Annotated in this window: 25 protein-coding genes; 23 read left to right on the top strand and 2 right to left on the bottom strand. The window is 71.9% G+C overall.

All coding sequences use genetic code 11. The features are described 5' to 3' along the window. Positions 1-173: 173 nt before the first annotated feature. The 21 genes from hrcA to IE317_RS06900 all read left to right on the top strand — a co-directional run bounded on the left by hrcA (position 174) and on the right by IE317_RS06900 (position 17,128). Positions 174-1,199 (top strand): heat-inducible transcriptional repressor HrcA, encoded by a 1,026-nt coding sequence (gene hrcA, locus IE317_RS07000; RefSeq protein WP_191307451.1) that lies wholly within the window; start codon positions 174-176, stop codon positions 1,197-1,199. Between the two features lie 31 nt (positions 1,200-1,230). Next, positions 1,231-2,397, top strand: coding sequence for a molecular chaperone DnaJ (dnaJ, locus tag IE317_RS06995; RefSeq protein WP_191307448.1), 1,167 nt, complete (start codon positions 1,231-1,233; stop codon positions 2,395-2,397). A gap of 2 nt (positions 2,398-2,399) precedes the next feature. Then, complete coding sequence (locus tag IE317_RS06990; RefSeq protein WP_191307446.1) at positions 2,400-3,152, top strand: 16S rRNA (uracil(1498)-N(3))-methyltransferase; 753 nt, start codon at positions 2,400-2,402, stop codon at positions 3,150-3,152. 403 nt (positions 3,153-3,555) lie between these two features. Next, the gene (locus IE317_RS06985) at positions 3,556-3,924 is read left to right on the top strand and encodes a histidine triad nucleotide-binding protein (protein ID WP_191307444.1); all 369 of its coding nucleotides are present in this window, start codon (positions 3,556-3,558) and stop codon (positions 3,922-3,924) included. Positions 3,925-4,010: 86 nt separating this feature from the next. Next, positions 4,011-5,078 carry a PhoH family protein gene (locus IE317_RS06980; RefSeq protein ID WP_191307442.1) on the top strand — a complete coding sequence of 356 codons (1,068 nt, stop codon included), beginning with the start codon at positions 4,011-4,013 and terminating at the stop codon, positions 5,076-5,078. Beyond that, positions 5,075-5,638, top strand: coding sequence for an rRNA maturation RNase YbeY (gene ybeY, locus IE317_RS06975; RefSeq protein ID WP_191307440.1), 564 nt, complete (start codon positions 5,075-5,077; stop codon positions 5,636-5,638). The genes IE317_RS06980 and ybeY overlap by 4 nt, the downstream gene beginning before the upstream one ends. A 9-nt stretch (positions 5,639-5,647) precedes the next feature. After that, positions 5,648-6,991: a hemolysin family protein gene (locus tag IE317_RS06970; protein ID WP_191307438.1), complete on the top strand. Its 1,344-nt coding sequence runs from the start codon at positions 5,648-5,650 to the stop codon at positions 6,989-6,991. Beyond that, on the top strand, positions 6,984-7,322 hold the full coding sequence (locus IE317_RS06965; RefSeq protein ID WP_191307436.1) for a cytidine deaminase: 339 nt from the start codon (positions 6,984-6,986) through the stop codon (positions 7,320-7,322). Before IE317_RS06970 ends, IE317_RS06965 begins: the two co-directional genes overlap by 8 nt. Beyond that, on the top strand, positions 7,319-8,215 hold the full coding sequence (gene era, locus IE317_RS06960) for a GTPase Era (protein WP_191307434.1): 897 nt from the start codon (positions 7,319-7,321) through the stop codon (positions 8,213-8,215). Before IE317_RS06965 ends, era begins: the two co-directional genes overlap by 4 nt. A 178-nt stretch (positions 8,216-8,393) precedes the next feature. Next, positions 8,394-8,762, top strand: a complete 369-nt coding sequence (locus tag IE317_RS06955) for a CD225/dispanin family protein (RefSeq protein ID WP_191307432.1) — start codon at positions 8,394-8,396, stop codon at positions 8,760-8,762. A gap of 26 nt (positions 8,763-8,788) precedes the next feature. Next, positions 8,789-9,136: a CD225/dispanin family protein gene (locus tag IE317_RS06950; RefSeq protein ID WP_191307430.1), complete on the top strand. Its 348-nt coding sequence runs from the start codon at positions 8,789-8,791 to the stop codon at positions 9,134-9,136. Then, on the top strand, positions 9,133-9,585 hold the full coding sequence (locus tag IE317_RS06945; protein ID WP_191307428.1) for a DUF2752 domain-containing protein: 453 nt from the start codon (positions 9,133-9,135) through the stop codon (positions 9,583-9,585). The genes IE317_RS06950 and IE317_RS06945 overlap by 4 nt, the downstream gene beginning before the upstream one ends. A 183-nt stretch (positions 9,586-9,768) precedes the next feature. After that, complete coding sequence (locus IE317_RS06940) at positions 9,769-10,815, top strand: RDD family protein (RefSeq protein WP_191307426.1); 1,047 nt, start codon at positions 9,769-9,771, stop codon at positions 10,813-10,815. Between the two features lie 82 nt (positions 10,816-10,897). Then, positions 10,898-11,356: a CD225/dispanin family protein gene (locus tag IE317_RS06935; RefSeq protein ID WP_191307424.1), complete on the top strand. Its 459-nt coding sequence runs from the start codon at positions 10,898-10,900 to the stop codon at positions 11,354-11,356. A gap of 61 nt (positions 11,357-11,417) precedes the next feature. Then, the gene (gene recO / locus IE317_RS06930; RefSeq protein ID WP_191307422.1) at positions 11,418-12,179 is read left to right on the top strand and encodes a DNA repair protein RecO; all 762 of its coding nucleotides are present in this window, start codon (positions 11,418-11,420) and stop codon (positions 12,177-12,179) included. 41 nt (positions 12,180-12,220) lie between these two features. After that, positions 12,221-13,036, top strand: coding sequence for an isoprenyl transferase (locus IE317_RS06925; RefSeq protein ID WP_191307420.1), 816 nt, complete (start codon positions 12,221-12,223; stop codon positions 13,034-13,036). Next, entirely contained in the window at positions 13,033-13,458 is a 426-nt protein-coding gene (locus tag IE317_RS06920; RefSeq protein WP_191307418.1) for a YbjN domain-containing protein, read from the top strand. The genes IE317_RS06925 and IE317_RS06920 overlap by 4 nt, the downstream gene beginning before the upstream one ends. 125 nt (positions 13,459-13,583) lie before the next feature. After that, entirely contained in the window at positions 13,584-14,591 is a 1,008-nt protein-coding gene (locus tag IE317_RS06915; protein ID WP_373308991.1) for a permease, read from the top strand. A 142-nt stretch (positions 14,592-14,733) separates the two neighbouring features. Further along, positions 14,734-15,447 (top strand): TIGR03943 family putative permease subunit, encoded by a 714-nt coding sequence (locus IE317_RS06910; protein WP_191307413.1) that lies wholly within the window; start codon positions 14,734-14,736, stop codon positions 15,445-15,447. A 46-nt stretch (positions 15,448-15,493) separates the two neighbouring features. Then, positions 15,494-16,300: an alpha/beta fold hydrolase gene (locus IE317_RS06905; RefSeq protein ID WP_229902520.1), complete on the top strand. Its 807-nt coding sequence runs from the start codon at positions 15,494-15,496 to the stop codon at positions 16,298-16,300. Continuing rightward, positions 16,301-17,128 carry a helix-turn-helix domain-containing protein gene (locus IE317_RS06900; protein WP_229902519.1) on the top strand — a complete coding sequence of 276 codons (828 nt, stop codon included), beginning with the start codon at positions 16,301-16,303 and terminating at the stop codon, positions 17,126-17,128. 204 nt (positions 17,129-17,332) lie between these two features. Here IE317_RS06900 and IE317_RS06895 read toward each other — a convergent pair whose 3' ends face one another. Both IE317_RS06895 and IE317_RS06890 read right to left on the bottom strand, forming a co-directional pair. Continuing rightward, complete coding sequence (locus tag IE317_RS06895; protein WP_103340864.1) at positions 17,333-17,758, bottom strand: Fur family transcriptional regulator; 426 nt, start codon at positions 17,756-17,758, stop codon at positions 17,333-17,335. Then, positions 17,758-18,123 (bottom strand): ArsR/SmtB family transcription factor, encoded by a 366-nt coding sequence (locus IE317_RS06890; RefSeq protein WP_191307870.1) that lies wholly within the window; start codon positions 18,121-18,123, stop codon positions 17,758-17,760. The genes IE317_RS06895 and IE317_RS06890 overlap by 1 nt, the downstream gene beginning before the upstream one ends. Before the next feature lie 263 nt (positions 18,124-18,386). Here IE317_RS06890 and IE317_RS06885 point away from each other — a divergent pair, with 263 nt between their 5' ends. Next, complete coding sequence (locus IE317_RS06885; RefSeq protein ID WP_191307411.1) at positions 18,387-19,475, top strand: hypothetical protein; 1,089 nt, start codon at positions 18,387-18,389, stop codon at positions 19,473-19,475. Next, a complete protein-coding gene (locus IE317_RS06880) occupies positions 19,476-20,117 on the top strand; it encodes a class F sortase (protein WP_191307409.1) in 642 nt (213 codons plus the stop codon). It begins immediately after the preceding gene. The last annotated feature ends 29 nt before the right edge of the window (positions 20,118-20,146 follow it).

Here is a 20,146-nt window from a genome sequence, read left to right as displayed (position 1 = left end):
GAGGGAGCAAACCGGTTTTCGGTTCCCCGTTCAAGCGGGAATTTGATTCCAGAACAATGCATGGGCGCCGGTTTGCGTGCTCTTTACCCGGCGCGGGCGGCCCGCGTTGAGCGCGACCGGCTCAGGCTTCCGTAAACTCGGATCGAGCAGCGAGCGAGGTAGGTGAGGAACCGGTGGCCAACGCGGAGGAACGCCGCTTCGACGTGCTGCGCGCGATCGTGGCCGACTACGTGTCCAACCAGGAACCCGTCGGGTCCAAGGCGATCGTCGAGCGGCACAACCTGGGTGTGTCGAGCGCCACGGTGCGCAACGACATGGCGACGCTCGAAGAAGAGGGCTACATCACCCAGCCGCACACCAGTGCCGGCCGCGTCCCGACCGACAAGGGCTACCGCCTCTTCGTCGACCGGCTCTCGGAGATCAAGCCGCTGAGCGCGGCCGAGCGCCGCGCCATCACTACCTTCCTCGACAGCGGCACCGACCTCGACGACGTCCTCAAGCGCTCAGTCCGGCTGCTCGCGCAGCTGACCCGGCAGGTCGCCGTCGTCCAGTACCCGATGCTGACCAACGCCAAGGTGCGGCACCTCGAAGTGGTGCCGCTCACCCCGGCGCGGCTGATGCTGGTGCTGATCACCGACAACGGGCGCGTCGACCAGCGCACGGTCGACCTCGGCGACGTCGTCACCGAAGAAGACGTCGCCCGGCTCCGCACCGTGCTCAACACGGCCATGTCCGGGCGGCGGCTCAACGACGCCGCCGCGCGCGTCGCCGAGCTGCCGGACAAGTCGCCCGGCGAGCTGCGGGACGCGCTGATCCGGATCACCACCGTGCTGGTCGAGTCGCTGGCCGAGCACCCCGAAGAACGCCTGGTGCTCGGCGGCACCGCGAACCTCACGCGGAACGTCGCCGACTTCCCGGGTTCGCTGCGCCAGGTCCTCGAGGCGCTCGAGGAACAGGTCGTCGTGCTCAAGCTGCTGGCCGCGGCGCGCAACCCCGGTGCGATCACCGTGCGCATCGGTGAGGAAAATGAGGACGAGCAGATGCGCAGCACCTCGGTCGTCTCGATCGGCTACGGCCGCGACGACGTGGTGCTCGGCGGCATGGGGGTGGTCGGCCCGACCCGGATGGACTACCCCGGCACGATCGCCGCGGTGCGGGCGGTCGCCAACTACGTGGGGCAGATCCTGGCCGGCCGCTGAGCCGGGCAGAGCAGAAGGAGAAGCAGAGACGGTGGCGAGGGACTACTACGGCATCCTCGGGGTGGCCAAGAACGCGAGCGATCAGGAGATCAAGCGCGCGTACCGGAAGCTGGCCCGGGAGCTGCACCCCGACGTCAACCCGTCGGACGACGCCCAGCACAAGTTCGCCGAGGTCACGACGGCCTACGAAGTGCTGTCGGACCCGCAGAAGCGCAAGATCGTCGACCTCGGCGGCGACCCGATGGACGGCGGCGCCCGCGGCGGCGGTGGCGGCGACCCGTTCGCCGGGTTCGGCGGCCTCGGCGACATCATGGACGCCTTCTTCGGCGCGGCCGGCGGGGGCGGCGGGCGCGGGCGCGGCCCGCGCAGCCGCGTCCAGCCCGGCTCCGACGCGCTGATCCGGCTCGGCCTCACCCTCGAGGAGTGCGCGACCGGCGTCGACAAGGAAATCGCCGTCGACACGGCCATCGTCTGCGACCTCTGCCGCGGCGCGGGCACCAGCGAGGGCACCTCGGTCAAGACCTGCGACACCTGCGGCGGCGCCGGCGAGGTCCAGTCCGTCCAGCGGTCGTTCCTCGGCCAGGTCGTCACCGCCCGCCCGTGCCCGGTCTGCCGCGGCTTCGGCGAGGTCATCCCCGACCCCTGCCGCCAGTGCGGCGGCGACGGCCGCATCCGCGCCCGCCGCAACGTCACCGCGAAGATCCCACCGGGCGTCGGCGACGGTATGCGCATCCGGCTGTCCGGCCAGGGCGAGGTCGGCCCCGGCGGCGGCCCGGCCGGCGACCTGTACGTCGAGATCGACGAGACCCCGCACGAGGTCTTCGTCCGGCAGGGCCACGACCTGCACTGCAACTTCCGCATCCCGATGACCACGGCCGCCCTCGGTGCCACGGTCCCGATCTCGACCCTGGTCGACGGCGACTACGACCTCGACATCGAACCGGGCACCCAGCCCAACGCCGAGCTCGTCCTCACCGGCAAGGGCATGCCGCGGCTGCGGTCCTCCGGCCGCGTCGACGGCCGCGGCGACCTGCACGTCCACATCGACGTCGTGGTCCCGACCAAGCTCGACGAAGCCCAGCGCGAGCTGCTCGTGGAGCTGGCCCAGCAGCGCGGCGAAGAGGTCCCGACGCTGGCGTCCAACGGCACCAAGCACGGCGGGCTGTTCTCCAAGCTCCGCGCCAAGAACCACCGCTGACCGTGCCCGACACCACCCTGCCGGTCTTCCTCGCCGCGTCGGTGCCGTCCTCGGGCCGTGCCGTCCTCGACGGCGAGGAAGCCCGCCACGCGGCCACCGTCCGCCGCCTGCGCGTCGGCGAGCGGCTGGTCCTGTCCGACGGCGCCGGCGCGATGGCCCGGTGCGTCGTCGAGGGCGTCCAGGCCGGGCGGGACGCTTCGGTGACGCTGACCGTCGAGTCGTCGTGGACCGAAGAGCCACCGGCGCTGCGGGTCCTCGTCGCGCAGGCGCTGGCGAAGGGGGACCGCGGCGAACTCGCCGTCGAACTCGCCACCGAGGCCGGGGTCGACGCGATCGTCCCCTGGCGGGCGGCCCGCAGCGTCGCCAAGTGGGAAGACGGCGGACGCGGCGACAAGGCCCTCGCCCGGTGGCGTTCCACCGCCCGGGCGGCCGCCAAGCAGGCCCGGCGAGCGCACGTGCCCGACGTCACCGAGCCGGTGACCACGGGCGAGCTGGCCGGGCTCGTGGCGACGATGTCGCTGGCCATCGTGCTGGAGTCGGACGTCCCCGAGCGGCTGACCGACCTGGTGCTGCCCGACGCCGGAGACGTGCTGCTGGTCGTGGGACCCGAGGGCGGGGTCACCGACGAGGAGCTCGCCGTCTTGAAGGAAGCCGGCGCACGAGCCGTCCGGCTCGGGACGACGGTCCTGCGCACCTCCACCGCCGCCGCAGTGGCCTTGGGAGCGCTCGGCGCACTCACCACCCGTTGGCAGTAGATCACCAAAAAACCGGGCGAATTTTGCGCCCAGTTATGGCGCGATCACGCTCCGACCGGTTACTCTCATTTACTAACGCACCGTGCAACATCCGGATGCGCCACTGGGAAGAAGACTCCGCCGGGCACCTCCCCCCTCGGTCCGGCGGCCGCCGCGGTCGCGGTGAGGCGACCCCCAGGCTTCACCGCCACCGCGGCATCTCCCTCGCTCGCTTCGCTCGCGGGTCGAGCCGCGGTTTGGTTTCGTTGTCTCTTCTGGGGGTCAAACCCCCAGACCCCCAGCCGGGGGCACGCCCCCGGACCCCCCGCGAGTTGCGCTGTTGTCCGGTTGGTGAGGGCGTCTTGCGGGCTCGGCGGCCTTCGGCCTTCTCGCTCGTGTTGGGTGGGGTGGATAGGGTGCTCGCATGAGCGGTAGTGAGGCTGAGACTCTCTTCGAACGGATCATTGGTGGGGAGATCCCTGCTGACGTTGTGTACCAGGATGAGACCACCTTTGCGTTCCGGGATATTCGGGCGCAGGCTCGGGTTCATGTGCTTGTTGTGCCTCGGAAGCGGTACCGGAACGTTGCGGAGCTGGCTGCCGGGGATCCGCAGCTGCTGAGTGATGTCATTGCCACCGCCCGTAAGGTTGCCGAGCTCGAGGGCATCCTGGAGAGCGGGTACCGCGTCGTCTTCAACACCGATGAGGATGCCGGGCAGACCGTCTTCCACGTGCACGCCCACGTTCTCGGCGGGGAGCCGCTCGGGCTGTTCGGGGCTCCGGAGCAGGACTAGGGAAACCGGCCTGCGTCTTGTCGGTGGGTGCCAGTAGCATCGGTGGGGTCCGTAGTCCCTCACCGAGAAAGCAGGCCTGAGGCCACGTGGCCGGAACCGTACCGGGTGGTGCCGCCCGACCCGACGTCCCCGGGGACGTCGCCAAGACCGAGGATGCCTCCGCCCAGGCTGCGCAGTCCCGGTTCCCCATTCCCGACACTGCCGCTCTCAGCCTGCTCGGCTCCCGCGACGAGAACCTGCGCGTCGCCGAGGAACTCCTCGCCGCCGACGTGCACGTCCGCGGCAACGAAGTCACCCTGACCGGCGCACCCGCCGACGTCGCGTTCGCCGAACGCGTCTTCGCCGAGCTCGTGCAGCTCGCCACCGGCGGCCAGCAGGTCGGGCCCGACACCGTCCGGCGCACCGTCGGCATGCTCTCCACCGGCGACGCCTCGCCGGCCGAGGTGCTCAGCCTCAACATCGTCTCCCGCCGCGGCAAGACCATCCGGCCCAAGACGCTGAACCAGAAGCGGTACGTCGACGCCATCGACAAGCACACCGTCGTCTTCGGCATCGGCCCGGCCGGCACCGGCAAGACCTACCTCGCCATGGCGAAAGCCGTCCAGGCGCTGCAGGCCAAGCAGGTCACCCGGATCGTGCTGACCCGCCCGGCCGTCGAGGCCGGCGAGCGCCTCGGCTACCTGCCCGGCACCCTGAACGAGAAGATCGACCCGTACCTGCGGCCCCTCTACGACGCGCTGCACGACATGGTCGAGCCGGAGTCGATCCCGCGGCTGATGCAGGCCGGCACGATCGAAATCGCACCGCTGGCGTACATGCGCGGCCGCACGCTGAACGACGCCTTCATCATCCTCGACGAGGCCCAGAACACCACGCCCGAGCAGATGAAGATGTTCCTCACCCGGCTCGGCTTCGGGTCCAAGATCGTCGTCACCGGCGACATCACCCAGGTCGACCTGCCCAGCGGGCAGCGCAGCGGCCTGCGCGTCGTGCGCGACATCCTCACCGGCGTCGAGGACCTCCACTTCGCCGAGCTCACCAGCCAGGACGTCGTCCGGCACAAGCTCGTCGGCGACATCGTCGACGCCTACGAGAAGTGGCAGGCCGTGCAGGACGCCCAGCAGAACGACGGCTGGAAGGGCAACCGGCGTTGAGCATCGAGATCGCCAACGAGTCCGGCGTCAACGTCGACGAGACGTCCATCGTCTCCGCCGCCCGCTACGCCCTCGACAAGATGGAGGTCAGCCCGCTCGCCGAGCTGTCCATCCTCCTCGTCACCCTCGACGTCATGGAAGACCTGCACGAACGCTGGATGGACCTCCCGGGCCCCACCGACGTGATGGCCTTCCCGATGGACGAGCTCGACTCCTCCCGCCGCCCCGACGCGCCCGACGCGTCACCGGCGCTGCTCGGGGACATCGTGCTCTGCCCGGCGTTCGCCAAGGACCAGGCCAAGACCGCGGGCCACGCCCTGATCGACGAGCTGCACCTGCTCACCGTGCACGGCGTGCTCCACCTCCTGGGTTACGACCACGCCGAACCCGCCGAGGAGCGCGAGATGTTCGCCCTCCAGAAGCGCATCCTCGGCGAGTACCAGGACGCCGTCGCCGCCCTCGACAAGCGGGACGCCCAGCGCAGCACCGACGACCGCGTCCTCGGCATCGCCGGGCTCGACGCCCCGGCCGCCGAACCACCCGCCGGGGAAACGCCCTAGGCGCCAGCCATGGAACAGCTCTTCTTCGCGATCGCGCTCGTCCTGCTGGCGGGCGTGTTCGCGGCGGCGGACGCCGCGATCAGCACCGTGTCGCAAGCCCGGGCCGACGGCCTCGCCCGGCTCGGGCTGCCCGGCGCCCGGCACCTCGCCGCGATCGTCGCCGAACGGCGACGGCACATCAACCTGCTGCTCCTGCTCCGGCTCGGCTGCGAGCTCACCGCCACCGTGCTGGTCACGGTGTTCGTGGGCACCCGGCTCGCGCCGCTCGGCGTCGCCGTGCTGGTCGCCGCCGTGGTCATGGTCGTGGTCAGCTACGTCCTGATCGGCGTCGGCCCGCGCACCCTCGGCCGCCAGCACCCCTACCGCATCGGCCGCTACGTCGCCGGGCCCGTCCGCGTCCTCGGCTCCGTGCTCGGCCCGCTGTCCCGGCTGCTCATCCTCATCGGTAACGCGATCACCCCCGGCCAGGGCTTCCGCGAAGGCCCGTTCACCTCCGAGGTCGAGCTGCGCGAGCTCGTCGACATGGCCCAGGAACGCGGCGTCGTCGAAGACTCCGAGCGCGAGATGATCCACTCGGTGTTCGAGCTCGGCGACACCGTCGCCCGCGAGGTCATGGTGCCGCGCACCGAGATCGTCTGGATCGAGCGGACCAAGACCGTCCGGCAGGCACTGGCCCTCGCGCTGCGCACCGGGTTCACCCGGCTGCCGGTGATCGACGAGTCCGTCGACGACATCGTCGGCGTCGTCAACATCAAGGACCTGATGGCCGGCTACCTCGACCCGGACGGCCCGAGCACCGTCGTCGAGTCCGTGATGAACCAGGCGTCCTTCGTCCCCGATTCGAAGCGGCTCGACGAGCTGCTCAAGGAGATGCAGCGCTCGCACAACCACATGGCGATCGCCGTCGACGAGTACGGCGGCACGGCGGGCCTGCTCACCATCGAAGACGTCCTGGAGGAGATCGTCGGCGAGATCACCGACGAGTCCGACGCCGACGAACGTCCCGAGGTCGAGGAGCTCGACGGCGGCGCGGTCCGGATCTCGTCCCGGATGAGCGTCGACGACCTGGGGGAGCTGTTCGGCATCGACCTCGAAGACCACGACGTGGAGACCGTGGCCGGGCTGCTCGCGGAACGACTGGGTAGGGTCCCGCTGCCGGGGGCCGAAGCCGAGGTCGCCGGCCTTCGGCTGTTCGCCGAAGGGGGCAAGGACCGGCGCGGCCGCATGCGGATCACGTCCGTGGTCGTGCACCCGGCCGACGCCGAAGCCATGACGGACCCCGTCGACCGGACGCGCCGCCGCACGCGCCTGCCCCACCCCGACGAACGCGACAGGAGCGTCGAACATGCCTGACCTCGAGGCCGAGGACCAGAAACTCGTCACGCTGGCCCGGTCGTCGCGCGCCCGCATCCAGGCCGCCGAGGGCGCCGCGGTCCGCGACACCGACGGCCGCACCTACGCCGCCGGCACGGTCGACCAGCCGTCGTTCAAGCTGACCGCGCTCCAGGCCGCGGTCGCCGCCGCGCTCTCCAGCGGTGCCGAGGGCATCGAGGCCGCTGCCGTCGTCACCGGCGACGGCCTGCTCAAGGAGGCGTCCGTGCACGCCGTCCGCGACATCGCCGCGCGCGCCCCGATCTTCCTCGCCGCCCCGGACGGCGAAGTTCTCAAGGTGCTGGACCGATGAGCGGGCACCGTTCCGGCTTCGCCTGCTTCGTCGGACGGCCCAACGCCGGCAAGTCGACGCTGACCAACGCCCTCGTCGGCACCAAGGTCGCGATCACCTCCAGCAAGCCGCAGACCACCCGGCACGCGATCCGCGGCATCGTCCACCGCGAGGACGCCCAGCTCGTCCTCATCGACACGCCCGGCCTGCACCGCCCGCGCACCCTGCTCGGCGAGCGGCTCAACGACATCGTGCACACGACCTGGTCCGAAGTGGACGTCGTCGGCTTCTGCGTCCCGGCGAACGAGAAGATCGGGCCCGGCGACAAGTTCATCGCCAACGAGCTGCAGAAGATCGCCAAGCGGACGCCGGTGATCGGCATCGTCACCAAGACCGACCTCGTCCAGCCCCAGCAGGTCGCCGAGCAGTTGCTCGCCCTGCAGCAAGTGATGGAGTTCGCCGAGCTCGTCCCGGTGTCCGCGGTGGACGGCTTCCAGGTCGGCACCCTGGCCGACCTGCTGGTCCAGCGGCTGCCCGAGGGCCCGCAGCTGTACCCGGGCGGCGAGCTCACCGACGAGCCCGAGCAGACCCTGGTCGCCGAGCTGATCCGCGAGGCGGCGCTGGAAGGCGTCCGCGACGAGCTGCCGCACTCGATCGCCGTCACCGTCGAGGAGATGCTGCCCCGCGAAGGCCGCGACGACCTCGTCGACGTGCACGCGTTCCTCTACGTGGAGCGCCCCAGCCAGAAGGGGATCATCCTCGGCCACAAGGGTGAGCGGCTGCGCGAGGTCGGGGCCACCGCCCGCAAGAACATCGAGGCGCTGCTCGGCTCGAAGGTCTACCTCGACCTGCACATCAAGGTGGCCAAGGAGTGGCAGCGCGACCCCCGTCAGTTACGGCGGCTCGGATTCTGACCCGCCGCGGGAGCGGCGGCGGAATTCCTGGTCTCGATTCGGTCGCGGAGGGACGAAACGGGGGGCGCGTGATGATCTCGCCCCCTACAGTCGCGGCTTCGACCACACCGCGGCCGATCGGGGCGGCCCGCGGACCCGGTGGTCGTCTTGGGAGCACGACGAAGGGGAACTACCGACCATGAGCGACAGCCAGGGCATGCCCAACTACCCCGGCGACCAGCCGAACCAGCACGGCGGCCAGCCGAACTACCCCGGTGGGCAGCCGGGCGGCTACCAGCCGGGCCCGCCGCCGAGCAACAACCTCGTGTGGGCGATCCTGACCACGATCCTGTGCTGCCTCCCGTTCGGCGTCGTGTCGATCGTGCAGGCCGCGAAGGTGAACGGCCTGTGGGCACAGGGCCAGACCGCCGCCGCGCAGGAGGCCGCCAACTCGGCCAAGAAGTGGGCGATCATCTCGGCGGCCGTCGGCGTCGTGTGGATCGTGCTGTGGGTCATCCTGATGATCGCGGGTGTCTTCAGCGCGAATGTGAGCACGTCGTCCTACTGACGTAGCCGAGCAGCAGGAGGATCCCGGTGACCGACCAGTACCCGCCGCCCTACCCGCCCCCCGGCGGGCCGGGCTACGGCTACGGCTACTCGCCGCCGAACTACGGGCCACCGCCGGACAACAACCTCGTGTGGGCCATCCTGAGCACCGTGCTGTGCTGCCTGCCACTGGGCATTGTCGCCATCGTCAAGGCCAACCAGGTGCACACGCTGTGGTTCCAGGGCTTCCACGCCGAGGCGCAGAAGGCCGCCGCCGACGCCCGCAAGTGGGCGATGTGGTCGGCCATCTCGGTCGGGATCTTCCTGCTGCTCTACGTGCTCTTCTTCGTCGTGCTGGCCGGGGTCGGCGTCTTCTCGACGGGGTGGCGGCCGTGACCACGACCGTCTACACCGGATACCCCGCCCGCGGCGCCAAGGCCACGCTGCGCGCCCTCGGTGCGCCGATGGCCGTCGTCGCCGGGCTCGGCGTGTGCTGCGCGGTCGTCTGGATCGGCGACCCGACCACCCCCGGCGGCTTCCTGCCCCTCTGCCCGACGAAGGCGCTGTTCGGCATCGACTGCCCGGGCTGCGGCGGCATGCGGATGGCGTACAGCCTGATGCACGGCGACATCCCGGCGGCCCTGCACTACAACGCCGTCTCGTTCGTCGTCGTGCTGCTGCTGGTGTGGAGCATCATCGTGTGGGCACTCGGGCGCCTGCGCGGCCGCGCGATGAACAGCTGGCTGCACTGGCGGTGGACGCCGCTGGTGTTTTCGATCGTGTTCGTCGTCTGGTTCGTCATCCGCAACCTCCCGTTCGCCCCGTTCACGGGCTTGCGCGTCTGATTTCCGGCGGACGGGAACCCGGCCGTCACCGGCCGCGTCGCACCGGCACGGGATTCACCCGGACAGCTGAAGCCTGGGCGGCGACGCCGAAGGTGAACCGAGTACGCTCCCGCGGACCGCGCCGTACACGCGGCACGGTTCCGCACGGGGCGTGCGGTGAGTGACCAGCGAGGGGAAGACCTGATGACCGATCCCTACGGGCAGCAGTCCTTCGGGCAGCAGCCCGGTGGCCAGCAGCCGTTCGGCCAGCCGCCGGGCCAGGCACCGTACGGGCAGCCCACGCCCTACGGGCAGCCGGCGCCGTTCGGCCAGCCCGCACCGTTCGGACAGCAGGGCAACCCCTTCGGGCCGCCGCGCAACTACGCGAGCTGGGGCCAGCGCGCCCTCGGCTGGGTCATCGACTTCGGGCCCGTCGTCCTGCTGTACGCGATCGTCATCCCCGTCTCGGTGAACGACAGCCAGACCGGCGGCTTGCTGAGCCTGGCCGTCGCGCTCGCCTGGATCGGCTGGTGCGTCTACAACCGGTGGATCCAGCAGGGCAACACCGGCCAGTCGCTCGGCAAGCGGGTCGCGAAGATCAAGCTCGTCCGCGAGGACAGCGGGCAGCCGATCGGCGCCGGCATGGCCTTCGTGCGCGATCTCGCCCACTTCGTCGACAACGTCATCTGCTACGTCGGCTGGCTCTGGCCGCTGTGGGACGACAAGAACCAGACTCTCGCCGACAAGATCATCGGCACCGTCGTCGTCAACGCCGACGACGCCGCCGCGCCGCTCGCCCCGCAGAGCGCGCCCGGGTTCGCCGGCGGCTTCCCGCCGCCGGGGCAGCAGCCCGGCCAGTTCGGCCAGCCGTCGTCCGGCGGTTTCCCGCAGCAGCCCGCGTCCGGTGGCTTCCCCCAGCAGCCGCAGTCCGGCGGCTTCGAGCAGCAGCCCGCCCCGGGTGGTTTCGGCCAGCCGCAGCCGGGCGGCTTCGGCCAGCCGCCGTCCTCCGGTGGCTTCGCGCAGTCCCCGCAGCCGGGGGGCTTCGGGCAGCAGCCGCTCGCCCCGTCGCCGGGTGGTGCCTTCGACGAGCAGGCGGAGCGCACGCAGATGCTGCGCCCGGGCTCCGGGAGCGCCTTCGACGAGCAGGCCGAGCGCACCCAGATGCTGCGCCCGGACGCCCAGGGCGAAGCCGAGGCCACCCAGAAGATCCAGCCGGGCCAGTTCGGCCAGCCGCCGAACGAGCAGCGCTGACCTTCTTTTCCGACAGCACCGCCTTCCGCAGCACCGCCGGAGCCGTCCGGCGGAAGTTCACGAACAGTTGGGGTAGAACGTCATGACCAATCCCTACGGCCAGCAGCAGCCCTACGGCCAGCAGCCGCAGCAGCCGGGCTACGGCCCGCCGTCCGGCGGCATGCCCGCGCCCTACGGCCAGCCCGCGCCGTACGGGCAGCCCACGCCGTACGGCCAGCCGCCCACCGGCGGCTACGGCACCCCCGGCTACGGGGTCCCGGGCTACGGCATGCCCGGCGGTGGCGACATCAACCAGATCAAGGACTACAAGGGCTGGGCGATCGCATCGCTGTTCCTCGGGGGCCTCATCCTGGGCATCTTCGCCATCATGAAGTCCAACGAGGTCGGCACGTACAAGATGCAGGGCAACTACATGATGGCCGAGCAGGCCTCGCGGACGACCAAGACGCTGTGCCTGGTCTCCTCGATCCTCGGCGGCCTCGGCTGCGTCCTGTTCCTGTTCGCCTTCCTGGTCCCGCTGATCGCCTACGGCGTCTCCTGAGACCGGTCGTTTCCGCGGGGCGCTCCACCCCGGCATCGCCCGAAGGTGGGACGATGTCGGGGTGGTGAACCTCTACCGCGACACCGGGGTGGTGTTGCGCACGCACAAGCTGGGTGAAGCCGACCGGATCGTCACCCTGCTGACCCGGCGGCACGGCAAGGTCCGCGCCGTGGCGAAGGGCGTGCGGCGCACCTCGTCGCGCTTCGGGGCCCGGCTGGAGCCGTTCGGCCACGTCGACGTGCAGTTCTACACCGGGCGCACGCTCGACGTCATCACCCAGGTCGAGACCGTGGACGCCTTCCAGCTGCCCCTGGTCGCCGACTACCAGAGCTACACCGCGGCCAGCGCGATCGCCGAAACCGCGGACCGGCTCTCGGCCGAAGAGGGCGAGCCGGTGCTCAAGCTGTACCTCCTCGTCGTCGGGGCGCTGCGGGCGCTCGCCGAGGGGCAGCGGGACTCTTCCCTGGTGCTCGACGCGTTCCTGCTCCGCGCGATGTCCTACGCCGGCTGGGCGCCCGCGCTCACCGAGTGCGCCCGCTGCGGCCTGCCGGGCCCGCACCCGGCGTTCAGCATCGCCGCGGGCGGCTCGATGTGCTCCGACTGCCGGATCGCCGGCTGCGTGCACCCCGCCCCCGAGGTCCTGGACCTGCTCACCGCCCTGCTGCACGGCGAATGGCCGGTGGCCGAGGCGACCCTGCCCGGCACCCGCCGCGACGCGAGCGGCCTGGTCGCGGCGCACCTGCAGTGGCACCTGGAGCGTCAGCTGCGGTCCCTGCCCCTGGTCGAGCGACGCGCCCGGGAGACCACCGCGCTCGGCCAGTAAGGTCGGGCCTGATCGGTTTCACCCATCCAGGGAGGCTCGCAGTGCTGCGCAGGGGACGCGAGAACAAGGCGTCGCGATCCGAGCTGCGGGCCCCGGATCCGCACCCGTCGGGCGCGAAGCCGCCGGAAATCCCGCGCGAGCTGGTGCCCAAGCACGTCGCGCTGGTCATGGACGGCAACGGCCGCTGGGCCAACCAGCGCGGGCTGCCGCGGATCGAGGGCCACAAGCGCGGCGAAGCGGTGATGATCGACGTCGCCAGCGGGGCGGTCGAGCTGGGCGTCAAGTGGCTCTCGGTGTACGCGTTCTCGACCGAGAACTGGAAGCGCAGCCCCGAAGAGGTGCGGTTCCTGATGGGCTTCAACCGCGACACCATCCGCCGCCAGGTCGACTACCTCGGCTCGATCGGCGTGCGGATCCGCTGGGCGGGGCGGCGGCCGAAGCTGTGGGCGTCGGTGATCAAGGAGCTGCAGGCGGCCGAGGAGAAGACCAAGCACAACACGGCGCTGAACATGACCATGTGCGTCAACTACGGCGGCCGCGCCGAGCTGGGCGACGCCATGCAGCGGATCGCGGGTGACGTCGCCGACGGCAAGCTGAACCCCGACAAGGTCAACGAGAAGACCATCGGGAAGTACCTGTACCAGCCGGAGATGCCGGACGTGGACCTGTTCCTGCGGCCTTCGGGCGAGCAGCGGACGTCGAACTTCCTGCTGTGGCAGTCGGCCTACGCCGAGATGGTCTACCAGGACACGCTGTTCCCGGACTTCGACCGGACGCACCTGTGGCGGGCCTGCCTGGAATTCGCGAAGCGGGATCGCCGCTTCGGCGGCGCGGTCGACCAGGCGGCTTCTTCGTGAGCGCCACGGAAGCGGTGGAAACCGCGGACCTGCTGACGCGGGCCCGGGAAGCCCTCGAGCGCTACCTCGAGGTCCACGTCGACGACGACGGCGCGCTGACGTTCTCCCACGGCGGCGTCCCCTGCGTCATCCAGGCGACCCGGCTCGGCGAAGGTCTCACGGTGCTCACCCTGACCTGCGTGGTCGGCTGGGACCTCGCGGACGAGCCCGGGCTCTCGATCGCCGTCGCCGAGCGGGCCGGGCAGGGGCTGTTCGGGACGCTCGGGATCGGGCATTCGGACAACGGCGTCGACGTCACGCTCCGGTACGCCTTCCCGGCGGCGGGGCTGGACGCGGCCGCGCTCGGGACGCTGCTGATGCTGGTGGTGTCGACGGCTTCGCAGCTGAGGACCGATCTGCCCGGAATCGTGCCCGGCGACTGACCCGTTCGGGGTGGATTTTCGCCGCGAACGGAGAATTCCGTACCGAAACGGACCGTGATCCTCCGTTCGCGGCCCGTGCGGGTCCGGTCTTGTCGGACGGCCCTGGCATCATCGCCGTCGTGAACATCGTTTCCGACACCGAGGCCGAGCCCGGCCGGCGCACCCGCCGGTTCCGGATCAGCTCGGTCGAAGTGCTGTGCGCGATCCTGCTGATCGCGATCCTGGCCCAGAGCCGGCTCCAGCAGCTGTTCGACGTGCCCGCGTTGCGCACCGGCTCGACCGTGTTCGTCGCGGTCTGCGTGCAGGCGCTGCCGTTCCTCGTGCTCGGCGTGCTGATCAGCGGGGCCATCGCCGCGTTCGTGCCCGCCCGCGTGCTGGAGAAGGTGCTGCCCCGCCGGGCCGGGGCGGCCGTCGGCGTCGCGGGGCTGGCCGGGGTCGCGCTGCCGGGCTGCGAATGCGCGTCGGTGCCGGTGGCCCGGCGGCTGATGGGCCAGGGCGTGGCGCCGGCCGCGGCGCTGACGTTCCTGCTCGCCGCGCCGGCGGTGAACCCGGTGGTGCTGGTGGCCACCGCGGTCGCGTTCCCGGGCCGTCCGGAGATGGTGCTCGCCCGGTTCGCCGGCTCCCTCGCCACGGCGATGGTGATGGGCTGGCTGTGGGCCCGCTGGGGCAAGCTGGAGTGGATCACCGCGCGGGCGCTGCAGCGCCTCCCGGACGTGGCGGGCGGCCGGCGGTGGCGGGTGTTCGCCGAGACCGCGCGCACGGACCTGGTCGAGGCGGGCGGTTTCCTGGTGCTGGGGGCGTTGATCTCGTCGGCGTTGAACGTGCTGGTGCCGGCTCGCTGGTTCGGCGTCCTGGGCGGCCAGCTGGTGCTGGGCGTGGTGGTGATGGCGGTCCTGGCGGTGGTGCTGGCGCTGTGCAGCGAGGCGGACGCGTTCGTCGCGGCGTCGCTGACGGCGTTGCCCCTGCTGCCGAAGCTGGTGTTCCTGGTGGTGGGCCCGGCGATCGACGTGAAGCTGTTCGCGTTGCAGGCGGGCACGTTCGGACGGTCGTTCGCGGTCCGGTTCGCGCCGGTGACGTTCGTGGTGGCGGTGGCCTGCGCGCTGGCGGCCGGGTTCCTGGTGGGGGTCGTGTGAGGTTGCGTGTGGTGTTGGGCGCGGGGCCGTCGGCGGCCGGGGTGGTCCAGTCGGGGTTGGTGGCTGCGTGCGTGTTGCGGGCGCGGTTTTCGTGGGGGCCGCATGAGGCGGCGTGTGGTGTCGGGCGTGGGGCGGAGATCGCGTGAAACGGGAGACCCAGAACATCCTGCTGATCCTGCTCGGCGGGGCGCTGGTCAAGATCGCGGTCAACGGCGACTACCTGCGGTACGTCAAGCCCGCCCAGCAGCCGTGGATCATCGCGGGCGGCGCCGTGATGGTGCTGCTGGGTGCGGTGGCGATCGTCCGCGATCTGGTGGCGTCGCGAGCGTCCCATGACCACGACGGCCACTCGCACTCGGTGCGTCCGGCGTGGCTGCTGCTCGTCCCGGTGCTGGCGGTCTTCCTGGTCGCGCCACCGGCACTGGGCGCGGACTCGGTGGTCCGCACCGAGGCGCGCGCCCCCTCGACCGCGGCGGCGGCCAACGCGGCGGCGTTCCCGCCACTGCCGGCGGGGAACGTGGTTCCGTTGACGGTGAACGAGTTCGTCAGCCGCGCGGGCTGGGACTCGGCGGGCACGCTGAACGGCCGCACGGTTTCCCTCACTGGTTTCGTGGTGCACACCGACGGCAGCACGCTCCTGGCCCGCCTGGTGATCAGCTGCTGCGCGGCGGACGCGTTCCCGGTGACGGTCCGCCTCCGCGGCGGCGAAGCGGACCACCTGGCGAGCGACGCGTGGATCCAGGTCACCGGCGAGGTGGTGCCGGGCACGGCGACGAAGGACAACAACTACACCCCCGACTTCACCCCGGCCTCGGTGACCTCGGTCCCCACTCCCAAGGACCCGTACGAGTACTGACATTCGTCCAAGACCGGCGGCCGGTCGCGCCCCTACCGTCAGGCGCATGGGTCTTCACAGAAGTACGGGGATGTACGTCGTCCACGACGGTCCGCGGGAGGCGCCGCCCTTGCTGCTGGTCCACGGGTCGGGTGCTTCGGGGTCGTCCTGGGGTCCGGTGGCCCGGATCCTCGCCGCCCGTCACCACGTCATCCGGGTCGATCTGCCGGGGTGTGGCCAATCCCCGCCCGCGCCGTCGTACGCGGTGCCCGGGCTGGCCGCCCGCGTGGCCGCGCTGCTCGACGACCTCGGCCTGCGGCAGGTCGCCGTGGCGGGGCACTCGAGCGGCGGCTACGTCGCGACGTCGCTCGCGGAGCAGCGCCCGGAGCTGGTGCGGTCGCTGGCGCTGGTCAGCACCGGCCCGAGCCTCGGCGCGCTCCTGCCGCAACCGCCGCTGATCCGAGCCCTGTCGGCCCCGCCGCTCGGCCCGCTCCTCTGGTCGGTGCGGTCGGAAGCGTTGATCCGCAAGGGAATCCGGGCGACGACCGCCCGCCCGGTGGACGTCCCGGACGACGCCGTCGCCGACCTGAAGAACATCGGCTACCGCACGTTCCGGGCGATCCTGCGCGCCAACTCGGCGTATGTCGCCGAGCTGAGCATCCCCGATCGCCTCGCCGGTCTCGGGCGGCCCGTGCTGGTGGTCTTCGGCGCGGCGGACCCGCGCTGGGATCCGCGGTCGGCCCGCGAGTACGACGTGGTGCCGGGCGCGCGCGTGGAACTGCTCCCCGGCGTCGGGCACGTTCCCCTCCTGGAGGCCCCTGAACCGACGAGCGAACTCCTGCTGCGCTTCGCGGCGGCGGCCTACCCTGCGTAGGTGAGCGGCTGGACGTGGGCGGACGTGGACGTCGCCGTGCCGCGCCCGGGAAGCTGCCTGCCGGGCGTCGCGATGGCCGGGTTCCGCCAGCGGGTTCGCGGCGACGTGGAGATCGCGATGGTCGCGCACCCGTCGGTGACGCTGTTCCTCGACCTGAGCGAGACCGGGGGGATCGTCCGCGAAGCCGGCGGGACGTCCCGGCGGGGCAGCTTCGTGGCCGGGCTGCTCCCGGGCCGCCTCCGGACCGGCGGGCAGGAGGGCACCTGCCTGCAGATCCGGCTGTCCCCGGCGGTCGCGAGCGTGGTGCTCGGCGCCTCGGCCGAGCTCACCGGCACGGTGGCGACCCTGGAGGAGGTCTGGGGACGCGACGCCGGACGGCTCGAGGAACGCCTGCGCGACGCCCCGACCTGGGACGAACGCTTCACGATCGCGACGGACGTCCTCGCCCGCCGCCTGGCGGTGCCGTCCCGGGTCGAGCCGGAGGTGGCGCAGGCCTGGCGCCGGACGCGGGCCGCCCGCGGCCGGCTGCGGATCGACGGCCTGGCCGAAGAGGTCGGCTGGAGCCGCCAGCGCCTGTGGTCCCGCTTTCGCGCGCAGCTCGGTCTCACGCCCAAGCGGGCGGCTCAGCTGGTCCGCTTCGACCACGCGGCCCACCTCCTGGCGGCCGGCCACCCACCGGCGGCGGTGGCCACCCGGAGCGGCTACGCGGACCAGTCGCACCTCCACCGCCAAGCCCGGGCGATCACGGGCTTGACGCCCGCCGCGCTGGCGACGGCCCCGTGGCTGGCCATCGACACGGTGGCCTGGCCCGCAGCACCACGAACCTGACCGCCACTGCCGAGTCGCCCACCCAGACCCGCGGGCCGACCCTCCAGGTACGCAAGTCGACCGTCCGGGTACGCGGGCCGACCCTCCGGGTACGCAGGCCGACCGTCCAGGCACGCGAGTCGGCCGTCGGGTGCGCGGGCCGACCGTCCAGGTGCGCGAGTCGACCGCCTGGGTACGCGGGCCGATCTTCGAGGTGCGTTGGCGTCAGTGCTCGGCGCAGGTGCCGGTGATCTCCACCGTGTGCGAAATCTCCGAAAAGCCGTGCTCCGCCGCGATCTTCTCCGCCCAGCGTTCCACCGCCGGCCCCTCGACCTCGACCGTCCGGCCGCACAGGCGGCACACCAGGTGATGGTGGTGGTGCGCGGAACACCGGCGGTAGATCGCCTCGCCCGAATCGGTGCGCAGCACGTCGATCTCGCCCGCCTCCGACAGCGACTGCAGCGTGCGGTACACCGTCGTCAGGCCGATGCCGTCGCCGCGTTTGCGCAGCTCGTCGTGGAGTTCCTGGGCCGATCGGAAGTCGTCGATCGTGCTCAGCAGCTCGACGACCGCGGACCGCTGCCGGGTGGAGCGGCGCCCGGGGACCGGGGCCTGGCTGCGTTGTGCGGCCGGCTCAGCGGCGGGGTTCATCACTTTCCTTCCTGCACGTGGGCGACGGCGTCGACCACGATGTGCGCCAGGTGGTCGTCGGCGAGCCGGTAGACGACCTCGCGGCCGCGCCGCTCGCCCTGGACCACCCCGGCCGTCTTCAGCACCCGCAGGTGCTGGCTGATCAGCGGCTGGGCGACGTCGAGCGCGTCCACCAGCTCGTGCACGCACCGGTCGGCCGCGCGCAGCTGCAGCACGATCGCGATCCGGACCGGCGCCGCCAGCGCGCGCAGCAGGTCGCCCGCGTCGGTCAGCACCGACTGCGGGGGATGGGCGGGCGCCGCCGGGGACGCCGGGGTGCAGTCCGCGAGCCCCGGCTGGGCGCCACTCCCGGTGACCGTCGCCATTCCCGCCTCCACGCTGCCCGCGACCATGAATTCCGTAGTCATTGCCGATAACGGCCCGGCCCATCCTAGTGTTCCCCCGTCCGGGACCCCCGCTTCGGCGCCGAGCTGCGAGGTACGGCCGGTCGTATTACCCCGTTCGGGTGAGTTCGTGGGATATTGGCCCTGCGGCTTCGCATGTCGTGGCCGACGGTGCAAGGTTGGCGCGGAGCGTTTCGCCGCTTCCCGGACGCCGGCGAGCCGCCCGAGCAGAGCAGTGGGGAGACATGACGCGATTCGTGACGAAGGCAGCCGCACTGGCGGTCGCGGTGTTCCCGCTGGTCGGCGTGGGTGTCGCCGGGGCGCAGGCCCAGGCCGTGGACGAGAAGACCGGCCCGGTCTCGTTCGCGAACATCGCCTCGGTGCGGATCGGGGACGAGGGCCAGCGCGGCGGTGCCCTCATCACGGAAACGCAACGGTCCCCGCTGCTGCCCGGCCAGTCGAAGCTCGGCGCGGACCGCGTTTCGGTCCCCAAGGACGACGGCGAGCGCGCCACCTTCGGCGGGCACTACCAGATCGACCTCGGCCGCTACAGCGCGTCACAGAACCCGTACCCGCCCGGGGTCGCGAGCCGCGATCACAACGTCTTCGCCGCGTTGCAGGCGACGACCGTGCCCACCGCCGCCGCGGAAACCAACTACGCGCTGCGGGACAACTGGCAGGGCGGCACCAAACCGGCCGACAACACCGTGCTCGCCCTGGAAGGGGCCAAGACGTCGGTGGAGTGCACCGGTCCGGCGAAGCTCTCCGCCGCCACGGCGGTGACCCGGCTGTGGGTGCGCCAGGCCGGCGGCGGGCTCGGCATCGTCCCGGTGCCCGGCGGCAACGCCGGTCTCGAGCTGAAGAACCTCCGGCTCGGCCCGCCGGGCGACATCACCAACGCCGACCGGGCGACCACCGTCTCCGACCTCAGGCTGACCCGCGTCACCGCCTTCGGCCAGCTGATCCGCCAGGACGGCTGGCGCGGGGGCGACCACACCGCGGTCGCCGGCTGGCGGGTCGAGATCACCACCCACGTCAAGGACGCGCAGGGCGCCGCGCTGCAGGACGTGAAGACGAACATCGTGCTCGGCGGGGTCAGCTGCTCGATCCCGAACGGCTTCGTCGCGAAGGCCGCCGCCCCCACGGGCGGCCCGGCCGCCACGCAGGCCGCGGTGCCGACCCAGGTCCCGGCCGGTTACCTGGGCGCGGCCGCGCCGGCCACCGACGACGACGGCTCCCGCGTGCCGTTCGGCATCGGCCTGCTCTTCGGCGGGGTCTTCTTCGCCGCCGTCGCCCTGCTGCTGGGCAGGCGGCGCAAAACCGGGTCGGACTAGGTGCTGCGCACCGCGCTGGCCGCCGTCTCGGCGGCGCTGGCCGTGGCCGCCTTCGCGGCCGGCATCGTCGTGCTGACCTGGCTGCCGCCGACGGTCACGCCCCTGGCGGCGCCACCCCCGCCCGGCTCGCTGCCGGGGGAGAACGCGGCCCCGGCCGTGCTCCCCGCGGACAGCGAGTCCGCCGCGCAGCAGCGGCCGGGCACGGTCCGGCTGCCCGGTGGCGCCACCGCCCGCCTGGTCCGCACCGAACTCACCGATACGGGCGTGCTGCCCATCCCGCGCGGCCTGGGCGACGCCGCGTGGTGGGGCGCCAAGCTGGGCGCGGCCCGCGGTGCCGCCCTGCTGTCCGGGCACGTCAACTGGGAGGGCAGGCGCGGGCCGTTCGACGAGCTGTGGCGCATGCGCGACGGCGACGAGGTCAGCGTCGTCGACGCCCGCGGCGGCCGGTGGGTGTACCGCGTCGACGACGTCGTCACGCTGCCGAAGGAGGCGTTGCCCTCGCAGGCCGCCCGGTGGTTCGGGCAGGACGGCCCGCACCGGCTGGTGCTGGTCACCTGCGGCGGCGACTACCTCGGCGGCACCGAAGGCTACGACGAGAACCGCCTGGTCACGGCCAAGCTGGTGACGCGCCCCACCGGCTGATCGAGTTCGCTGCAACCTTTCGCGCCCTT

Origin of the sequence: Amycolatopsis bullii (genome assembly GCF_014654205.1) — a bacterium.
GTDB classification, from domain to species: Bacteria; Actinomycetota; Actinomycetes; order Mycobacteriales; family Pseudonocardiaceae; genus Amycolatopsis; species Amycolatopsis plumensis.
The sequence above is the reverse complement of the archived record's forward strand: the minus strand, read 5'-3'. Positions and strand labels throughout refer to the sequence as shown.

Bases quoted from the DNA above. Each gene is read 5' to 3' on its own strand.
- era (WP_191307434.1), top strand. From the start codon at position 7,319: ATGAGCGGGCACCGTTCCGGCTTCGCCTGCTTCGTCGGACGGCCCAAC.
- IE317_RS06935 (WP_191307424.1), top strand. From the start codon at position 10,898: ATGACCAATCCCTACGGCCAGCAGCAGCCCTACGGCCAGCAGCCGCAG.
- IE317_RS06940 (WP_191307426.1), top strand. From the start codon at position 9,769: ATGACCGATCCCTACGGGCAGCAGTCCTTCGGGCAGCAGCCCGGTGGC.
- IE317_RS06895 (WP_103340864.1), bottom strand. From the start codon at position 17,758: ATGAACCCCGCCGCTGAGCCGGCCGCACAACGCAGCCAGGCCCCGGTC.
- IE317_RS06970 (WP_191307438.1), top strand. From the start codon at position 5,648: ATGGAACAGCTCTTCTTCGCGATCGCGCTCGTCCTGCTGGCGGGCGTG.
- IE317_RS06985 (WP_191307444.1), top strand. From the start codon at position 3,556: ATGAGCGGTAGTGAGGCTGAGACTCTCTTCGAACGGATCATTGGTGGG.
- IE317_RS06905 (WP_229902520.1), top strand. From the start codon at position 15,494: ATGGGTCTTCACAGAAGTACGGGGATGTACGTCGTCCACGACGGTCCG.
- IE317_RS06955 (WP_191307432.1), top strand. From the start codon at position 8,394: ATGAGCGACAGCCAGGGCATGCCCAACTACCCCGGCGACCAGCCGAAC.
- IE317_RS06965 (WP_191307436.1), top strand. From the start codon at position 6,984: ATGCCTGACCTCGAGGCCGAGGACCAGAAACTCGTCACGCTGGCCCGG.
- IE317_RS06890 (WP_191307870.1), bottom strand. From the start codon at position 18,123: ATGGCGACGGTCACCGGGAGTGGCGCCCAGCCGGGGCTCGCGGACTGC.
- IE317_RS06885 (WP_191307411.1), top strand. From the start codon at position 18,387: ATGACGCGATTCGTGACGAAGGCAGCCGCACTGGCGGTCGCGGTGTTC.